Raw genomic sequence first — 17824 nt, 5'->3', positions numbered from 1 at the left:
GGCAGGGGTTCAGGCCCCTGCCCGCTCCATGCCGAGCCGGGCAATGCGGCGAAGCTCGTCGATCGGGGTCAGGCCGCCGCTGCGCTCATAGTGCCAGAAGGTCCAGCCGTTGCAGGCATCCAGGCCCTGCACTTCGGCGCCGATCTTGTGGATCGAGCCGGCACTGTCGCCGATCGCCACGGTGCCGTCGGCGCGCACCTTGGCCGCCCAGCGCTTCTTGGCGTCGTAGAGCGTGGCGCCCGGAGCCATTAGCCCGGTGTCGATGAGGCTGACGAAGGCGACGCGCGGCTCGGCGCGCTTGCCGGTGAGCACGGTCAGGTCGGCGCCGTCCAGCGGACGCACCGCGTCGATGCGCTCGTTGGCGGCATCGATATAGGCCTGCTCGCGCTCGATGCCGACGAAATGGCGGCCAAGCCGCTTGGCCACCGCGCCGGTGGTGCCTGAGCCGAAGAACGGGTCGAGCACGATGTCGCCCGGTTTGGTCGAGGCCATCATGATGCGAGCGAGCAGCGCTTCCGGCTTCTGCGTCGGATGCAGCTTGTCGCCATTGTCGTTCTTCAGCCGCTCGCCGCCGGTGCAGATCGGAAACAGCCAGTCGGAGCGCATCTGGATGTCGTCGTTCGAGGCCTTCATGGCTTCGTAGTTGAAGGTGTAGCCCTTGCCCTTCTGGTCGCGCGACGCCCAGATCATCGTCTCATGCGCATTCTGGAACCGACGGCCACGGAAATTCGGCATCGGATTGGTCTTGCGCCAGACGACGTCGTTGAGGATCCAGAAGCCCAGGTCCTGCATCTTGGCGCCGACCCGGAAGATGTTGTGATAAGAGCCGATGACCCAAATGGTGCCATTGGGCTTCAGCACCCGCCGCGCCGCCAGCAGCCAGGCGCGGGTGAAGGCGTCGTAGGCCTCGAAGCTCTCGAACTGGTCCCAATCGTCGTCGACGGCATCGACCTTCGACTGGTCGGGCCGGTGCAGGTCACCATCGAGCTGAAGATTGTAGGGCGGATCGGCGAAAATGACGTCGATCGACTTTTCCGGCAGCCGATCGAGCGCGGCAACGCAGTCACCCTTGAGGATCGTGTCCAGCCATTCGGATTGCTGGGGGGCGTGGGATAGCTCGTCGAGAAGACGCACGGCAGACATTCTGACACCCGAGGCACGCGTTACAGTTTTACTCTCTGTTATGGTTACCGATCAGCGTAAATATTCGGTGAAGGCCACTGCGGATCTCCAAATTTGCGAAGGCGGCCCTGTTGGTGTATGCCGCGCCGCCTGAGCCTTCCCTGGCCCTTCCTTCTCCCAACCGTCCGGATCACCATGCCCCAGCCAGACCTTGTCATCTTCGATTGCGACGGCGTGCTCGTCGATTCCGAAATCGTCGCCGCGCGGGTCGAGGCGGAACTGCTGACCTTGGCCGGCTACGAAATATCGGCTGAGGAACTCGCCGAGACCTACGCCGGACTGACCTTCAAGGACATCATGATGCGGGTCGAGGAGAAGTCCAGCATCCCGTTCCAGGCCTCGCTGATCGACCGCGCCGAAGACCTCGTCGATCGCAAATTGCGCAGCGACGTCCGCGCCATCGACGGCGTGCGCGAGGCGGTCGCCGCGGTCACCGCTCCGCACTGCGTCTGCTCGAATTCRCGCTCCGAGCGGATCGAATTCATGCTAGAGAAGGTGCACCTACTGCCGTTTTTCACCGGCCGGATCTTCTCGGCCCTGGAGATACCAAGCAAGAAGACCAAGCCGGCGCCCGACGTGTTCCTGTTCGCTGCGGAGAAACTCAACGCCAAGCCGGCGAACACATTCGTCATCGAGGATTCCGTGCACGGCGTCCACGGCGCCAGGACGGCCGGCATGCGCGTGATCGGCTTCACCGGCGCCGGCCACAGCTATCCCGGTCATGCCGACGCCTTGACGGAAGCCGGCGCCGAGACGGTCATTCGGCGCTGGGCGGAGCTGAAAAGCGTGATTGCCGCGCTGTCGGAGTGGTCGGCTGACGCCTGAGAGACGTGTGTGGCAACGCGCGAGACTAGTTCGTCTCGACAGCCTTCTTCTTGCGATTCTTCTTCGGCTTGTCCGTCGTCCCCTTCGGCGCGTTTTCATCATATCCGGCAAAGGCCTGATAGTCCTGCGCCGACGGTTCGGGCACGACGACATTGGAATCTGTGAAGACAAACTGCGTCGCGACCGACGGGTCGGTGACCTGGATCTGATASGGRTGGATCTGCGARTAGAGMACRTCCGTGCCRTGCATSACSGCGATRCGGATCGGCATGGTGATGGTGCCGGGGGAAAATTTCGGTCCGGGCACAACCTTGCCGGCGACCGCGATCTTCATCGTCAACTGCCCGTTGGCGCGCAGGCAATCACGGGTCACGTCGCTGATCGACGCCTGGTAGATGATGTTCGCAGACTCGTCCGGCGGTGTCGCAGCGGCGTCAGCCGCGGCCTGCGCCTCCTGCGCCTGTTGCTCGGCCTCGGCCTGGTTCCTCGGCTTGCGCATGGCCTTCGACTTGGGCTTCTGCACGCCCTTGGCATAGGTGTTGAAGAAGGCCGTGCCGTCGCGCACCGTCACTCTGGGACAATAGGCCTGCAACTGGCTGGACAGGACCTTGGGATCCTGTGGCGGCGGCGGCGCTGTCGGATCCTTCTTGCCGAAGCCGAGGTCCAGGATGCCATTGTCGCTCGATTGGCAGCCGGCGGCGGCGAGCATAAAGCTGGCAAGCGCAAGACCCGCCAAAAAGCGGCCACTGAATGTACGAAACGCCATGAAACTGCACTTCCCTCTCGCAAAGCTGGTGACGTATATCAACCGCGCGGCAAAAATGCGACTGAGCCAGCGCAGAAATTAACCACCTTGTGGTGAACGGAAAACCCAACGGTAACGGATTTGTGACATGCGCTATGTGAGTACCCGCGGGGAAGCGCCCGTGCTTGGATTTTCGGACGCCGTGCTGGCTGGCCTGGCGCGCGACGGGGGGCTCTACGTGCCGCGCGAGTGGCCGCAGTTTTCCGCTGCCGAGATCCGCGCCATGCGCGGCCTTGCCTATCCTGATCTCGCAATCCGCGTGCTGTCGCCCTTCCTTGGCGACGAAATCCCGGCGCCCGTCTTCGAGCGCCTGGTCCGCGAAGCCTATGCCACCTTCCGCCACGAGGCCGTCTGCCCGCTGGTGCAGACCGGCCCCAACACCTTCATCCTGGAACTCTTCCACGGGCCGACGCTCGCCTTCAAGGACGTGGCGATGCAGCTTCTGGCCCGGCTGATGGACCATGTGCTTGCCGAACGCGACCAGCACGCCACCATTGTCGGCGCCACCTCGGGCGATACCGGCGGGGCCGCCATCGATGCCTTTGCCGGGCGCAGCCGCACCGATATCTTCATCCTTTTCCCGCATGGCCGCGTCTCGCCGGTGCAGCAGCGGCAGATGACGACGTCGACCGCGCAAAATGTTCATGCGCTGGCCATCGAAGGCAATTTCGACGATTGCCAGGGCCTGCTCAAGGACATGTTCAACGATCACGGCTTTCGCGACCGGGTTGCGCTTTCGGGCGTCAATTCAATCAACTGGGCCCGCATCATGGCCCAGATCGTCTATTATTTCTCCTCGGCGCTGTCGTTGGGCGCGCCGGACAGGCCAGTCTCCTTCACTGTGCCCACCGGCAATTTCGGCGATATCTTCGCCGGCTATGCCGCCAAAAAGATGGGCCTGCCGATCGAGCGGCTGATCATCGCCACCAACGACAACGACATCCTGGCGCGCACTTTCGCAACCGGCGAATACCGCACCAAAGGCGTCTTTGCGACCACTTCGCCGTCAATGGACATCCAGGTGTCGTCGAATTTCGAACGCCTGCTGTTCGAGGCTTCCAACCGTGACGCCGCGACCGTGCGGCGCTACATGGACAGTCTCAAGCAGTCGGGCGCTTTCACCATCGAAACCCAGCAAATCTCTGGGATGCGGTCGGAATTCGACGCCGGCCGCGCAACCATGGACGAGGTCGCCGCCACCATCCGTTCGACGCTCGCCGGCAGCAACTACCTGCTCGATCCGCACACCGCGGCAGCCGTGCATGTCGCGGCGGGCAAGGCTTCAGGCGCGGTGCCGATGGTGGTGCTTGGGACCGCCCATCCGGCAAAGTTCCCGGCCGCAGTCGAAGCCGCCAGCGGCGTCTCGCCCGCACTGCCCGCATGGCTAGGTGGGTTGATGACATCGGAGGAAAAATACACGGTACTTCCATCCGACCTGAAAATGGTGGAAGATTACGTCGGCCGCCGCGCGCGGGCGGCGCGTTAGGGAGTAGTAGCCATATGGGTGTTGAGGTAAGCCGTCTGTCGAACGGCCTGACAGTCGCCACCGAAACCCTTCAAAGCATCGAATCGGTTGCCCTTGGTGCCTGGGTCAAGTCAGGTGCCCGCAATGAACGTGACGAAGAGCATGGCATGGCCCATCTGCTCGAGCACATGGCGTTCAAGGGCACGAAAAGGCGAAGCGCCTTCGAAATCGCCTCGGAGATCGAGGACGTCGGCGGCGAGATCAACGCCGCCACCAGCGTCGAGACCACCTCCTACTATGCCAGGGTGCTCTCCGACGACGTTCCGCTGGCCGTCGACATTCTTGCCGACATCCTGCAGGAGTCCGAGTTCGACCCGCAGGAGCTCGAACGCGAGCAGCATGTGATCCTGCAGGAGATCGGCGCCGCACACGACACGCCCGACGACATCGTCTTCGACCGTTTCACCGAGACAGCCTTCCGCCACCAGACGATCGGTCGCTCGATCCTGGGCACGCCGGAAACCGTCAAATCCTTCACATCGAAGCAGTTGCACGATTTCATCGAACGGCAATACGGCGCCGAGCGCATGGTGATCGTCGCTGCCGGCGACATCAAGCACGACAATTTCGTGCGCGAGGTCGAAAAGCAACTCGGCGGCTTCCGCAGCAAGGCCGACAGCACCATCCCGCAATATGCGCAATATGTCGGCGGCGACTTCCGTGAGGACCGCGACCTGATGGACGCGCAGATCGTGCTGGGCTTCGAGGGCCGCGCCTATCATGTGCGCGACTTCTATGCCTCGCAGGTGCTGTCGATGATCCTCGGCGGCGGCATGTCGTCGCGTCTTTTCCAGGAAGTCCGCGAAAAGCGCGGCCTGTGCTATTCGGTCTATGCCTTCCACTGGGGCTTTTCCGACACCGGCGTCTTCGGCGTCCATGCCGCGACCGGCCAGAGCGACATCGCCGAACTGGTGCCGGTCATCATCGACGAACTGCAGAAGGCCGGCGAGAAGATCCTGCAGGAAGAACTCGACCGGGCGCGCGCCCAATATCGCGCCGGGCTGATCATGTCCGCCGAAAGCCCGGCCAGCCGCGCCTCGCAGATCGCGCGGCAGCTGCTTCTGTTCGGCCGGCCGATCGCCAAGGAGGAACTGATGGAACGGCTGTCGGCGCTCACGATCGAGCGGCTGACCGACCTGTCGTCGCGGCTGTTCTCGACCAAGCCGACGCTTACAGCTGTCGGGCCTGTGGGTACGCTGGCGCCATACGAGGCGATCCTCGATTCGCTTGCGGGCACGCAGACCGCGACCCGCAAGCTCGCCGTCTAAGTCCCTCAAAGCGTCGTGTTCGCGCTCCCTTTCTTTCGCCGTGACCTGCCGGCGCTGAAGGGTGACCACGTCATGCTGCGCGTGCCCTTCACGAATGACTATCGCGAATGGGCGGCGGTGCGTGGCGAAAGCCGTGCCTTTCTCGAGCCATGGGAGCCACGCTGGACTCCCGACGAACTCGACCGCACCGCCTGGCGGCTGCGCATCAGCCGCTACCGCGAAGACTATGCGCAGGGAACTGCGATCGCCKTCTTCATCTTCGAAAAGAGCAGCGGCAAGCTGGCGGGCGGCATCACGCTCGGCAACATACGCCATGGCGTCTCGCAAAGCGGCCATGTCGGCTATTGGATCGGCGAGCGCTTTGGCGGTCGTGGCCTGATGACCGACGCGGTCAAGGTGGTGACGCGCTTCGCCTTCGATACGCTGAGGTTGCACCGGATCGAAGCGGCCTGTATTCCCGACAACGCCCGGTCGATCCGCGTGCTTGAAAAAGCCGGATTCCGGCGCGAAGGACTTCTGCGATCCTATCTCAGGATCAACGGCATCTGGCAGGACCACTACCTCTACGCCCGGATCTCGGACGATCCGCCGGGCGCTGGAACGAAGGACTGATTTTGACGAATTTCCTGCGAAAAGGGCCGCTGTTCGCCTTTGTCCTCGCGACAATCCTGACGCTGTGCGCGGCATCGTCGGCCTTCGCCGTCGAACCGATCAAGATTGCCCGCGACGACGTCGCGCTCGACCTTTCGGGCGCCGTCGAGATCTACCGGAACCAGGGCGAGAATTTCCAGGTGTCGACCGCTCCCGGACCGGACGGCATCGTGCGGCGCATCGAGGTCGAGGCCAATGATGCGCGTTCGACCGGCGACTGGGCGGTCTTCGCGCTGGCCAACACCACCGACCAGCAGCTCGACCGGCTGATCGTCGCGCCGCATTTCCGACTGGTGAATTCCGGCATCTTCTGGCCCGATCTCGGCTCGACGCGCATCGCCGCGATCACCCCCAGCGAGGGCTTCGCTCTCGACCGCCAGACCAGCCCCGACGCCGACGTGTTCCGGGTGACGCTGAACCCGGGCACGGTGATCACCTTCATCGCCGAACTGGCTTCGCCGAAACTGCCGCAGGTCTATTTGTGGGACCCGGAATCCTACAAGGACTCGGTCAATTCCTATACGCTGTTTCGCGGCATCGTCATCGGCATCGCCGGCCTGCTGGCTCTGTTCCTGACCATCCTTTTCGTGGTCAAGGGAACCTCGATGTTCCCGGCGACCGCGGCGCTCGCCTGGGCGGTGCTGGCCTATATCTGCGTCGATTTCGGCTTCCTCAACAAGATCATCGAGATCTCGCCCGGCAACGAGCAGATGTGGCGAGCGGGAACGGAGGTGGCACTGGCGGGAACCTTCGTGGTGTTCCTGTTCGCCTATCTCAACCTCAACCGATGGCACGGCCATTTCAGCTATGGCGCGCTGGTCTGGATCCTTGGACTGCTGCTGATCGCCGGCGTCGCCATCGTCGATCCGGCCGTCGCCGCCGGCATCGCCAGGCTGTCCTTCGCCGCCACCGCGCTGACCGGGCTCGGCCTGATCATCTTCCTCGGCATACGCGGCTACGACCGCGCCATCATGCTGGTGCCCAGTTGGGTCATGGTGCTGTTGTGGCTGTGCGGGTCGTGGATGGCGATCACCGGCATGCTCGACAACGACATCGCCCAGCCGGCATTGGGTGGCGGGCTGATCCTGATCATCCTTCTGATCGGCTTCACCGTCATGCAGCACGCCTTTGCCGGCGGCGCGCTGCACCAGGGCCTGTTCTCCGACCTCGAGCGGCAGGCGCTGGCAGTGGCCGGATCGGGCGATACTGTGTGGGACTGGGACGTGCTGCGCGACCGCGTCGTCACCAAGCCCGATGTCAGCATCCAGCTCGGCCTGGCGCCAAACAGCCTTGGCGGTGCCGCTCGCAACTGGCTGCCGGTGCTGCATGCCGACGACCGCGACACCTTCCGAACGACGCTCGACGTGGTGCTGGAACACCGGCGCGGCCGGGTGTCACAGAACTTCCGCCTACGCGGTGCCGACGGCCACTATCACTGGTTCTCGCTGCGCGCGCGGCCGGTGATCGGGTCGGACGGCGAAGTCATTCGCTGCGTCGGCACCATGGTCGACGTCACCGAGCAGAAGAAATCCGAGGAGCGTCTGCTGCACGATGCCGTGCACGACAATTTGACCGGGCTGCCGAACCGCGAACTGTTGATGAACCGGCTGGAAGCGGTCATCTCGATCGCCCGCACCGAGGAGAAAGTGCGCCCGACCGTCTTCGTCATCGACATCGACCGTTTCAAGCAGGTCAATGACGGGCTCGGCATCTCGGCCGGCGACACCATCCTTTTGACCATTGCGCGCCGGCTGCACCGGCTGCTCAAGCCGAAGGATTCGCTGTCGCGCTTTGCCGGCGACCAGTTCGCGCTGATGCTGTTGTCCGAACAGGATCCGTCCCGCATCGCCGCCGTCGCCGATGCCATCAAGCATGCCATCAACAACCCGATCACCTTCGCCAAGCGCGAGATCGTGCTGACCGCATCGATCGGACTGATCACCTGGAACTCGACGCAGATGTCGGCCGAGGACATGGTCAAGGATGCCGAGCTTGCCATGCATCAGGCCAAGCGCTTCGGCGGCGACAGGATCGAGCCGTTCCGCCCGGCCTTCCGCACCGTCGGCACCGACAGGCTGCAGTTCGAATCCGACCTGCGCCGCGCCATCGAGCGGCGCGAATTCACGCTCGCCTATCAGCCGATCGTGCGGCTGGAGGATGGCAGCGTCGCCGGCTTCGAGGCCTTGCTGCGCTGGGACCATCCACGCCGCGGCATGATCCCGCCGGCGGATTTCATCCCGGTCGCCGAAAGCTGCGGGCTGATCGTGCAACTCGGCCTGTTCGCCATGCAGCAGGCGGCCGAGGACCTCGCCGGATGGCAAAAGCAGATCGGCGACGCGCCGCTGTCGGTCTCGGTCAACCTGTCCAGCCGCCAGCTCATCCGCCGCGACCTGGTCAGCGACGTCCGCTCGGTCATCGCACGCGCCAATCTGAAGCCGCGCTGTTTCCGGCTCGAGCTCACTGAATCGCTGGTGATGGATAATCCCGAGCAGACGGCCCATGTGCTGACCAAGCTGAAACAGCTCGGCATCGGCCTGTCGCTGGATGATTTCGGCACCGGCTATTCCTCACTGGCTTATCTGACGCGTTTTCCCTTCGACACGATCAAGATCGACAAGAGCTTTGTCGACGACAACACCCCCAAACGCGCGGTGCTGCTCAAATCCATGGTCAACATGGCGCATGAACTCGGACTGTCCGTGGTCGCCGAGGGCATTTCAGACGAACGCGACGCGCTGGAGCTGCGCCAGATGGGCTGCGAATATGTGCAAAGCTTCATGTTCGGCGCGCCGATGCCGGGCGACCAGGTGCTGAAGACGCTGAAAGAGCAGTATCCGCTGACGCAAGCCTGAGACCTCTGTGATGAGGCTCAGGCGTGTCCGGCGGCGAGGCTGAGATGGGCGAGGTCGATGCCGATCGAGGCGAGAATGCGGTCGTATTTGCGCTCGATGTCGGTGTCGAACAGAAGCTCGGCGTTGGCCGGGCAAGTCAGCCAGCCATTCTCGGCGATCTCGGTCTCCAACTGGCCGGCGCCCCAACCCGAATAGCCGAGCGCCATCAGCGCGTGACGGGGTCCACGGCCAGACGAAATGGCGCGCAATATGTCGACGGTCGCGGTCAGGCAGATGTCGTCCGAAACGGTCAGCGACGATTCCACCCTGTAGTCGCCCGAATGCAGGACGAAACCCCGGCTGCGATCGACGGGCCCGCCATTGCGCACGACGAAATCGCGGGCCTGTGCCGGCAAGCGGATCGCTTCCTGTTCGTTCATGATGCCCAGTTGCACAAGCAGATCCGGAAACAGCATCTGCTGTGTCTGGTTGATGATCAGCCCCATCGCGCCTTCATCGCTGTGCGCGCAGACGTAGATGACCGAGCGCGTGAAACGGTCGTCCTTCATGCCGGGCATGGCAATCAGGAACTGATCGTCGAGAAAACCGCGGCTGGCGGCTGTCTTCTTGTGGCGCAACAAGTCCATGACAGCAAAGGTAACGCGTTTCCAAAGCGCCGAAAAGATGCACCGTGCGGGATTCGACCAAAGCCTATGTGACCAGGCAGAGCATTCTTCCCTCGAGGTCACGCAAATATGATACCGGCAAGGTCATGAAGACATTGCGCGGCCACGAACGGACGATCAAATCACCGCCATGCAAAGCTTGAAAATCCTGTTGCTCGCCGCTGCCATCGGATCGGCAACCGTTCTTCCCGCCGCCGCCTCTTCATCGTCGTGGTACAACAGCGAAGGCGGCAAGGTCCGGCTGGTGACGAGCGGCAAGGCCGATGCCGCTGGCCGCATCCAGGGCGTTCTCGACATAGCACTCAAGCCCGGCTGGAAGACCTACTGGCGTGACCCGGGCGACGCGGGCGTGCCGCCGCAGCTCGACATTTCAGCCAGCACGAACATCGCCGACGCCCAGCTTTCCTTCCCGGCGCCGCAGCGTCATGACGAAGGTTATGGCAAATGGGCAGGCTACGACTATCCGGTTTCGCTGCCGGTCGTGTTCACCCTGTCGGCGGCCAAAGATCCAGCCGTCATCGACGCCGACATCTTTCTCGGCATTTGCGAAACGATCTGCATTCCGGTGCAGACGCGGCTGACCGTCGACCCCGGCTCCGACGCGGACAATGCCGAAGACACGGCGCTGGTGAAGGCGAGCTTCGCGGCGTTGCCCACACCCGCAAGGTCCGATTTCGGCATCAACGTGCTGCCGGGTGACCACGAGACGCTGGTTGTCGAGGCGAGCTTTCCCGGCGATCCGGAGGCGGCGGATTTCTTTGTCGCCGGCGAGCGGGACTACATGTTCGGCACCCCTGCCCGCAGCGAAAAGGACGGCAAGCTGATCTTCACCGTGCCGATCCTCGACCGCCCGTCGACAACGCCGACGGATGGCGGGCTTCATTATACGCTGACGAGTTCGACCGGCGCCGTCGAAGGGCTCTTGCCGTTTCCTTAAAGCGCTTCGCATTGAACGGGTCATGCGACGCACTGGGTCCTCTCTTTGTCCATGTCGTGGTGCCAAAACCGCTGCTCACTTTTGGGCGACATGGACTGAGGCCGCTCCTTGACGGTTGCAGAGGGCCGTCGAGTTCGCTACGCAATCACACGACCTCCCCCATTTTCCCAGACGAGGAACTCATGACCATTTCCGTTGGCGACAAGCTGCCTGATGTGACCTTCAAGACGATGACCGCCGACGGCGCGAAGCCGATCACGTCGGCTGAAATTTTCACAGGCAAGAAGGTTGTGCTTTTCGGTGTTCCGGGCGCCTTCACGCCCACCTGCAGCAACAACCATTTGCCCGGCTATCTCGAGAACCATGACGCCATCCTGGCACGCGGCGTCGATACCATCGCCGTCGTTTCGGTCAACGACGTCCACGTCATGGGCGCCTGGGCGCGCTTCACAGGCGGGGAAGGCAAGATCCTGTTCCTCGCCGATGGCAGCGGTGACTTCGCCAAGGCGGTCGGCCTCGACAACGACCTTTCCGCAGCCGGCATGGGACTGCGCTCGAAGCGGTTTTCGATAATTGTCGATGACGGCAAAGTCACCGCGCTCAACGTCGAGACCAAGCCCGGCGTCGACGAGTCCGGCGCGGCTCATATTCTGGGACAGCTCTAAAATATCGGCGACAGCGTCGGGCCAGGGACCGCAAGGTCGCCTCGCCCGACAGCTTTGGGGGGACCGCGACGATGTCTGACATCTTCTGGCGCAGTATCGCGATCGGCATCGGCGCCACGGCGCTGATGGATATCTGGGCGATCTTCCTCAACACGGTGTTTGCCCAGCCACGACCGAACTGGGGCCTGGTCGGCCGCTGGGTGTGGCATCTCAGGGAAGGCAAGGTCTTCCACGACGATATTGGCGATGCAAAGCCTTACGCGCAGGAAGTGGCGCTGGGCTGGGCCTTTCATTATCTTGTCGGCATCGTCTACGGCATCATCCTGGTCGCGCTGGCGGGAACGGCATGGCTGGCGGCGCCGACCTTCCTGCCAGCCTTCATCCTCGGCATCGTCACCGTCGGTGCCGGCTGGTTCCTGTTGGCGCCTGGCATGGGTGCCGGCTGGGCCGCCTCGAAGCGACCCAAACCGATGCAGATCCGCGCCCTCAACCTGGTGTCGCACACGGTGTTCGCGCTCGGGCTTTACGGCACGGCGCTGCTGATCCGCTGAAGCGAAGTTAATCGTCGCGACGCTGCACCGGTGCGTCGATCGGCTGCCATCCGTGGACAAGGCGGCGTGCGCCGAGATCGTAGGCGAAGTGGTTGCCGCCGCCCGCCGGTTGATCCGCTTCGCGGCTGATCTGCCGACCGCTGAGGGCGAGCAGCAGCAGCGTTCCGACGCCGCCATGACCGACGAAGGCAATGTCGCCCGCGTCGGCGGCGCCAAGCACGGCGTCGACCTCGCTCACGATGCGATGCTGGGCATCGATGGCCCGCTCCCATCCGCGAATGCTGTCATAAGGGTTGGCGAAGAACTGGTCCGCGACCGCTTCGAACTCCGGCGGCGGTAAAAACCCCGTCGCCGATCGGTCGTTCTCATGCATCCTTTCCCTCACCTCGATGGCAAGGCCGAGATGTGTTGCGAGGATTTCGGCGGTTTCCAGCGCCTTGCGTTCAGCCGACGACACGATGCGCCGGATCGAGCCGATCCAGGGCTGGTCGAGCATTGCAACCGCTCTCGCTCGTCCGATGTCGGACAACCCCCATTCCGGCACGGGAATGTTGGCATCGACCTGAACCTGGGGATGGGTGACATAATACAGGATCGGCATGATCGAAGATCCCTGCCTGAGAGTGCTGACCTGCTCCTGAGTTCAATAACTCTGGGTCGAGCGCCGCGCCTTCGCTGCTACCGGCTGTTTTGCCTGCGCAACTAGCTTCGGCGCAGCAGCGGGCTTGACCGGGCCTTTCTTGAACGGCGCCATGCCCTCGCGCGCGAGTTCGTCGGCGCGCTCGTTCTCGGCATGGCCGGCGTGGCCCTTGACCCAGTTCCAGGTCACCTTGTGACGCCTGTTGGCCTCATCCAGCGCCTGCCAGAGCTCACCGTTCTTGACCGGCTTCTTGTCGGCCGTCTTCCAGCCGTTCTTCTTCCAGCCGTGGATCCACTTGGAAATGCCGTCCATGACGTATTTGCTGTCGGTGTGAAGGTCGACCGTGCAGGGTTCCTTCAACGCATTCAGCGCCGAGATGGCGGCGAGAAGCTCCATGCGGTTGTTGGTGGTCTCCGCCTCGCCGCCGGAAAGCTCCTTGGTGGTGCCGTTGAAGCGCAGGATCGCGCCCCAGCCGCCAGGGCCGGGATTGCCCGAACAGGCGCCGTCGGTGAAGATCTCAACGTGTTTGCTCATGATACCCCATATCAGGCCAATCCATATTCCGAAGGAGACCTGATCGCCCGATGGAATCGCATCCTGCGGATATATTCGGTCGGATCGCGTTTCATCACCAGCCCGCCATTGGGAACGGTCAACCAGTCGTAGAGCCGGGTCAGCATGAAGCGCAGCGCCGAGCCGCGCGCCAGCATCGGCAGCGCCGCCTTTTCCTGGTCGCTCAGGGGACGCACGCTCTGATAGCCGGCCAGCAATGCCTTGCCCTTGGTCAGGTTGAAGGAAAAATCCTTCTCGAAGCACCAGGCGTTGAGGCAGGTGGCGACATCGTAGGCATAGAGGTCGTCGCAGGCGAAATAGAAGTCGATCAGGCCGGAAAGCTTCTCGCCGAGAAAGAAGACATTGTCCGGGAAAAGATCGGCATGGATGATGCCTTGGGGAAGGTCCTTCGGCCAGTTCCGCTCGAAGTCGGCGAAGTCGGCATCGACCTCGGCAGCGAGGCCCGGCTCAACCTCGTCGGCGCGGTCACGGGCGGCATTCCAAAGCTTGCGCCAGCCGTCGATGGCGAGCGCGTTCTGACGCGTCATCGAAAAGTCGGCTCCGGCCAGATGCAAGGCGGCCAGGGCCTTGCCGACCTCGCCGCAGTGCGTCGATGTCGGCCGCCGCAGCGAAAGCCCTTCGAGGAAGGTGATGATAACCGCCGGCCGGCCGGCGAGCGTGCCGATGACGCTGCCGTCATGCGCGGTCACCGGCAGCGGGCAGGAAACGCCTTTTTTGGCGAGATGGCCCATCAACCCGAGGAAAAACGGCAGATCCGCTTTCTCGACGCGCTTTTCATAGAGCGTCAGGATGTACGAGCCGCTGGAGGTGTGCAGCAGGAAGTTCGAGTTCTCGGTGCCTTCGGCGATGCCCTTGTAAGACAGGAGATTACCGACCGGATAGTGCTTCAGGAATGCGCCGAGTTCGCCCTCGGCAACGTCGGTGTAGACCGCCATGTGCCTTACGCGGCTCCATTGACGAAAGCCATGTCGGCTCGCGTCAGTTCGACATCGCGCAGTACCCGCATGACCGGAAAATCCTCCGTTTCCGTGGCCGTGACGGCCAGGTCGATCGTGACGTCGAAGCGCTGGCGGAACGCGTCGATGATCTCGTCGACAATGATCTCCGGCGCCGACGCTCCAGCCGACAGGCCAAGCGTCGAGATGCCGGCGATGTCATTCCACGGAATCTCGGCGGCGCGCTGCACGAGAAGCGACATCGAGGCGCCGGCACGCTCCGCCACTTCCACAAGGCGCCGTGAATTGGAGGAATTGGGCGCGCCGACGATCAGGTAGAGATCAGCGCCGGCCGCGGTCTCCTTGACCGCCTCCTGGCGGTTGGTGGTGGCATAGCAGATCGATTCCGCCGCCGGGGCATGCAATTGCGGAAAACGATCCTGCAAGGCGCGGATGATGCCGGCGGTGTCTTCGACCGACAGCGTGGTCTGGGTAACGAAGCCAAGCGCCTGCGGATCGGCAGGCGAAAGCTTCGCGGCATCAGCCTCGGTCTCGATCAGCGTCACCGCGCCGTCCGGCAGCTGGCCCATGGTGCCGATCACCTCCGGGTGTCCGGCATGACCGATCAGCAGCACATGGCGGCCAAGCCGCTGGTGGCGCATCGCCTGCTTGTGGACCTTCGAGACCAGCGGGCAAGTGGCATCGAGATAGAAGAGGTTGCGCGCCTGCGCGTCCGCCGGCACCGATTTCGGCACGCCATGCGCCGAGAAAACGACCGGGCTCTGCCGATGCTCGGCCGGGATTTCGGAGAGCTCTTCGATGAAGACGGCGCCAAGGCTTTGCAGTCCCTCGACGACGTAGCGGTTGTGGACGATCTCGTGGCGAACATAGACCGGCGCGCCATATTTCTTCAGCGCCAGCACGACGATCTGGATGGCGCGGTCGACGCCGGCGCAAAAGCCGCGCGGCTGGCAGAGCCGGATCGTCAGGGGGGGCTTGGTGGTTGTCTGAAGCATTAAATCCTGGCCGGTTGATCAAAGCCGAAATGAGGTGCCTACCCCTGCCCTGTCAAGTGCAAGGGGGCGGCGGTGGCCTTCATTCCTCTTTCGAGGGGCGGCGAAGCCGCAGAATGAGAACGGCGGCGAGCGCGGCGGCAAGGCCATACCAGGTCATCGCATATTGCAGATGGCTGTTCGGCAGGTCGATGATGGTGACGCCGCCGACCGGCAAGCCGCCCGGATTCGGCGTCTTGTCGGCGTCGATGAAGATCGGCACCAGCGTTGCGCCCGCCGGCAGCCCGGCGCTCGCCGCCATCGCGTCGCGGTCCTTCCAATAGAAGATGTTCTTCGCCACGTCGTTGTCGGGAAGCATCATCGACGGCTTTGCCGGCAGCGGGTTGCGGGCGAGGCCGGTGACCGTCACCTTGCCCGTCACCTGCCCCTTGGCGCGCTTGGCGGCATCCTTGAGATCGTAGGGTACGAAGCCGCGATTGATCAGCACGAAGCGGCCATCGTCGAGAGCCAGCGGCGTGTAAACGTTGAAGCCGGCTTCGCCTTCCCAGGTGGCGTAGAAATGCCGTTCGCCGGAATGCAGGAAGGTGCCGCTGACGGTCACCGGCGTATAGTCGACGTCCCCGGTCGAGGCGAATTCCCTTTCGACCTCAGCGAGCGGTAGCGGCGCCGAGTGCGTACGCTGGTCGATGGTCTGCAGCAGGCCTTCCTTCCAGTGCAGACGCTGGACCTGCCAGGTACCGAGCGCCAGCAGGATCAAAAACAGCACCAGGCCAAGGCCAAGCAGCAATGCCGTCCTTGGCCGCGAGCGGCCTCCAGCTCTAACGGATGCCTCGCTCATTCGCCGCGATCCAGCCGGCCCTCGGCCGCCTTGTTGCGGTATTGCAGCGTCAGCAGCACGCCYTTGATCARCCGMAGCGCCGTCAGGCACAGCACAACAGCGAGCGGAATCCAGAGCAACAGATGCAGCCAGAGCGGCGGGCTGAGCGTTACTTCGACCCAGAGCGCCAGGCCGACGATAATGAAACCGATGATCAGAATGACGAAGACCGCCGGTCCGTCGCCGGCATCGGCGTAGGAATAGTCGAGGCCRCAATTGGTGCAGCGCTTGCCAACGGTGAGGAAGCCGGAAAACAGCCGCCCCTCGCCGCAGCGAGGGCAGCGGCCATGCAAGCCGGCCGAGATCGGATCGATGGGCGGCCAGATCGCCTTGTCGTCGCTCATTGATTACCGCTCGATCTCGATCGGCGTCCCATCGGCCACCATTGCCCAGATTTCGTCCATGTCGGAGTCCGTAACCGCAATGCAGCCGTCGGTCCAGTCGACCAATTGAAGCAGCCAGCCCCACCAGCCGAAACCGTTTGGCTGGCCGTGGATCATGATCATGCCTCCCGCATCGACATGGCGTGTCTTCGCGGCGGCCAGATCGTCGGCATTGGGATAGGAGATATGGATCGACTTGTGGGCAATGCTGTTCGGGTTGCGCCAGTCGAGGACATAGCGCCCCTGCGGTGTGCGTTGATCGCCCTCCTGGTGCTTGTGCCCAAGCGGATCGCCGCCGAGCGCGATGCTGTAGCTTCGCAGGACCTTGCCGCCGCCAATCAACTCCAACCGCCGGTCCGACTTGTCGACACGCACCAGATCGACTTTCTCGCCAGCATGGGCCGGCGCTGTGGCAATCATGCACGCGTAAATGGCATAGAGAAGAGTTAGCCGCATCGGCCATCGATCGGCGATCTTTGCGCCGAAATGAAGAAGGCGGCCACGCCGCCGCGACCGCCTTCTTTTATCCCTGGAGCCTTTTCCATTCCGATGAATCGGGATGGGGCTCTATCCCTTTGTTTTGCTCAGGTCGAAATCAGTGGGCTTCGATCACCGCGCCGGCCGATCCCCAGACATAGATCGCTGAGAACAGGAACAGCCAGACAACGTCGACGAAGTGCCAATACCAGGCGGCCGCCTCGAAGCCGAAATGCTGCTTGGGGGTGAAATCCCCCTTCATCGCCCTGAGCAGGCAGACCAAGAGGAAGATGGTGCCGATGATGACGTGGAAGCCATGGAAGCCGGTCGCCATGAAGAAGGTAGCGCCGTAGATGGAATCCTTGAAGGCGAACGGAGCATGAATGTACTCGTAGGCCTGCACCATGGTGAACAGCATGCCGAGGCCGACGGTCAGCACCAGGCCGTTGATCAGCCCCTTGCGATCGCCATGAATTAGCGAATGGTGCGCCCAGGTGACCGTGGTGCCCGACAGCAGCAGGATGATGGTGTTGTAGAGCGGCAGGTGGAAGGGATCGAGAACCTCCATCCCCTTCGGCGGCCAGACACCACCGGTAAACGCGGTGCGGGCGTATTGCTGCACCTCGCCCGGAAACAGGCTGGCATCGAAGTAGGCCCAGAACCAGGCGACGAAGAACATCACCTCGGAGGCGATGAACATGATCATGCCATAGCGCAGGTGCAGCGACACGACACGCGTATGATGGCCCTCATGCGCTTCCTTGATCGTGTCCGACCACCAGGCGAACATGGTGTAGAGGACGATCGCCAGGCCGATGAAGAACAGCCACGGATTGGCGATGTTGAAGCCGAAGATCGGGAAGTCGCCGGCCTTGAGATACTGCATCAGGCAGACACCGCCGATTGCAGTCACCAGCGCGCCGATGGACCCCAGGAACGGCCATGGGCTCGGGTCGACGAGATGGTAGTCATGGTGTGGTTTTGCGTGCGCGTCTGCCAT

At 63.1% G+C, this 17824-nt stretch carries 19 protein-coding genes; 8 read left to right on the top strand and 11 right to left on the bottom strand.

Translation table 11 applies throughout. From position 1 onward, the window contains the following. Window positions 1-9: 9 nt before the first annotated feature. A complete protein-coding gene (locus tag AC1D0I_RS07620; RefSeq protein ID WP_477307346.1) occupies window positions 10-1143 on the bottom strand; it encodes a DNA methyltransferase in 1134 nt (377 codons plus the stop codon). A 174-nt stretch (window positions 1144-1317) separates the two neighbouring features. On the opposite strand from AC1D0I_RS07620, the gene AC1D0I_RS07615 reads away from it, so the two are divergent. Then, window positions 1318-2007 (top strand): HAD family hydrolase, encoded by a 690-nt coding sequence (locus tag AC1D0I_RS07615; protein ID WP_457154649.1) that lies wholly within the window; start codon window positions 1318-1320, stop codon window positions 2005-2007. Window positions 2008-2032: 25 nt separating this feature from the next. Here AC1D0I_RS07615 and AC1D0I_RS07610 read toward each other — a convergent pair whose 3' ends face one another. After that, window positions 2033-2773 carry a hypothetical protein gene (locus AC1D0I_RS07610; RefSeq protein ID WP_477394127.1) on the bottom strand — a complete coding sequence of 247 codons (741 nt, stop codon included), beginning with the start codon at window positions 2771-2773 and terminating at the stop codon, window positions 2033-2035. A 127-nt stretch (window positions 2774-2900) separates the two neighbouring features. On the opposite strand from AC1D0I_RS07610, the gene thrC reads away from it, so the two are divergent. The 4 genes from thrC to AC1D0I_RS07590 are packed head-to-tail and all read left to right on the top strand — an operon-like array spanning window position 2901 to window position 9108. Next, window positions 2901-4298: a threonine synthase gene (thrC, locus tag AC1D0I_RS07605; protein ID WP_477394126.1), complete on the top strand. Its 1398-nt coding sequence runs from the start codon at window positions 2901-2903 to the stop codon at window positions 4296-4298. Window positions 4299-4312: 14 nt separating this feature from the next. After that, window positions 4313-5605 carry a M16 family metallopeptidase gene (locus AC1D0I_RS07600; RefSeq protein WP_095091948.1) on the top strand — a complete coding sequence of 431 codons (1293 nt, stop codon included), beginning with the start codon at window positions 4313-4315 and terminating at the stop codon, window positions 5603-5605. Window positions 5606-5620: 15 nt separating this feature from the next. Continuing rightward, a complete protein-coding gene (locus AC1D0I_RS07595) occupies window positions 5621-6217 on the top strand; it encodes a GNAT family N-acetyltransferase (protein ID WP_477394124.1) in 597 nt (198 codons plus the stop codon). A gap of 2 nt (window positions 6218-6219) precedes the next feature. After that, window positions 6220-9108 carry an EAL domain-containing protein gene (locus AC1D0I_RS07590; protein WP_477283635.1) on the top strand — a complete coding sequence of 963 codons (2889 nt, stop codon included), beginning with the start codon at window positions 6220-6222 and terminating at the stop codon, window positions 9106-9108. A 17-nt stretch (window positions 9109-9125) separates the two neighbouring features. Here AC1D0I_RS07590 and AC1D0I_RS07585 read toward each other — a convergent pair whose 3' ends face one another. Then, complete coding sequence (locus AC1D0I_RS07585; RefSeq protein ID WP_091576862.1) at window positions 9126-9734, bottom strand: YqgE/AlgH family protein; 609 nt, start codon at window positions 9732-9734, stop codon at window positions 9126-9128. 169 nt (window positions 9735-9903) lie between these two features. On the opposite strand from AC1D0I_RS07585, the gene AC1D0I_RS07580 reads away from it, so the two are divergent. The 3 genes from AC1D0I_RS07580 (at window position 9904) to AC1D0I_RS07570 (ending at window position 11926) form a co-directional block, all read left to right on the top strand. Continuing rightward, window positions 9904-10710, top strand: coding sequence for a protein-disulfide reductase DsbD domain-containing protein (locus AC1D0I_RS07580; protein WP_477394122.1), 807 nt, complete (start codon window positions 9904-9906; stop codon window positions 10708-10710). Window positions 10711-10892: 182 nt separating this feature from the next. Next, complete coding sequence (locus AC1D0I_RS07575; RefSeq protein WP_477283639.1) at window positions 10893-11375, top strand: redoxin family protein; 483 nt, start codon at window positions 10893-10895, stop codon at window positions 11373-11375. Window positions 11376-11446: 71 nt separating this feature from the next. Further along, complete coding sequence (locus AC1D0I_RS07570; RefSeq protein WP_477307356.1) at window positions 11447-11926, top strand: DUF2938 domain-containing protein; 480 nt, start codon at window positions 11447-11449, stop codon at window positions 11924-11926. A gap of 7 nt (window positions 11927-11933) precedes the next feature. Here the strand turns inward: AC1D0I_RS07570 and AC1D0I_RS07565 are convergent, their stop codons facing one another. The 8 genes from AC1D0I_RS07565 to AC1D0I_RS07530 all read right to left on the bottom strand — a co-directional run bounded on the left by AC1D0I_RS07565 (window position 11934) and on the right by AC1D0I_RS07530 (window position 17824). Further along, window positions 11934-12527 (bottom strand): histidine phosphatase family protein, encoded by a 594-nt coding sequence (locus tag AC1D0I_RS07565; protein WP_477394120.1) that lies wholly within the window; start codon window positions 12525-12527, stop codon window positions 11934-11936. A gap of 42 nt (window positions 12528-12569) precedes the next feature. After that, a complete protein-coding gene (rnhA, locus tag AC1D0I_RS07560; RefSeq protein WP_477394118.1) occupies window positions 12570-13100 on the bottom strand; it encodes a ribonuclease HI in 531 nt (176 codons plus the stop codon). Between the two features lie 11 nt (window positions 13101-13111). After that, window positions 13112-14074 (bottom strand): homoserine kinase, encoded by a 963-nt coding sequence (locus tag AC1D0I_RS07555; RefSeq protein ID WP_477394116.1) that lies wholly within the window; start codon window positions 14072-14074, stop codon window positions 13112-13114. A gap of 5 nt (window positions 14075-14079) precedes the next feature. Then, a complete protein-coding gene (ispH, locus tag AC1D0I_RS07550) occupies window positions 14080-15090 on the bottom strand; it encodes a 4-hydroxy-3-methylbut-2-enyl diphosphate reductase (protein WP_457154415.1) in 1011 nt (336 codons plus the stop codon). A 79-nt stretch (window positions 15091-15169) separates the two neighbouring features. Next, window positions 15170-15925, bottom strand: coding sequence for an SURF1 family protein (locus AC1D0I_RS07545; protein WP_477394114.1), 756 nt, complete (start codon window positions 15923-15925; stop codon window positions 15170-15172). Further along, the gene (locus AC1D0I_RS07540) at window positions 15922-16308 is read right to left on the bottom strand and encodes a DUF983 domain-containing protein (RefSeq protein ID WP_477394112.1); all 387 of its coding nucleotides are present in this window, start codon (window positions 16306-16308) and stop codon (window positions 15922-15924) included. Before AC1D0I_RS07540 ends, AC1D0I_RS07545 begins: the two co-directional genes overlap by 4 nt. A 3-nt stretch (window positions 16309-16311) precedes the next feature. Further along, complete coding sequence (locus AC1D0I_RS07535; RefSeq protein WP_477394110.1) at window positions 16312-16803, bottom strand: L,D-transpeptidase family protein; 492 nt, start codon at window positions 16801-16803, stop codon at window positions 16312-16314. Window positions 16804-16942: 139 nt separating this feature from the next. Then, entirely contained in the window at window positions 16943-17824 is an 882-nt protein-coding gene (locus AC1D0I_RS07530; protein WP_095091935.1) for a cytochrome c oxidase subunit 3, read from the bottom strand.

Source organism: Mesorhizobium sp. P2_D1 (assembly GCF_056404455.1).
The sequence above is the reverse complement of the archived record's forward strand: the minus strand, read 5'-3'. Positions and strand labels throughout refer to the sequence as shown.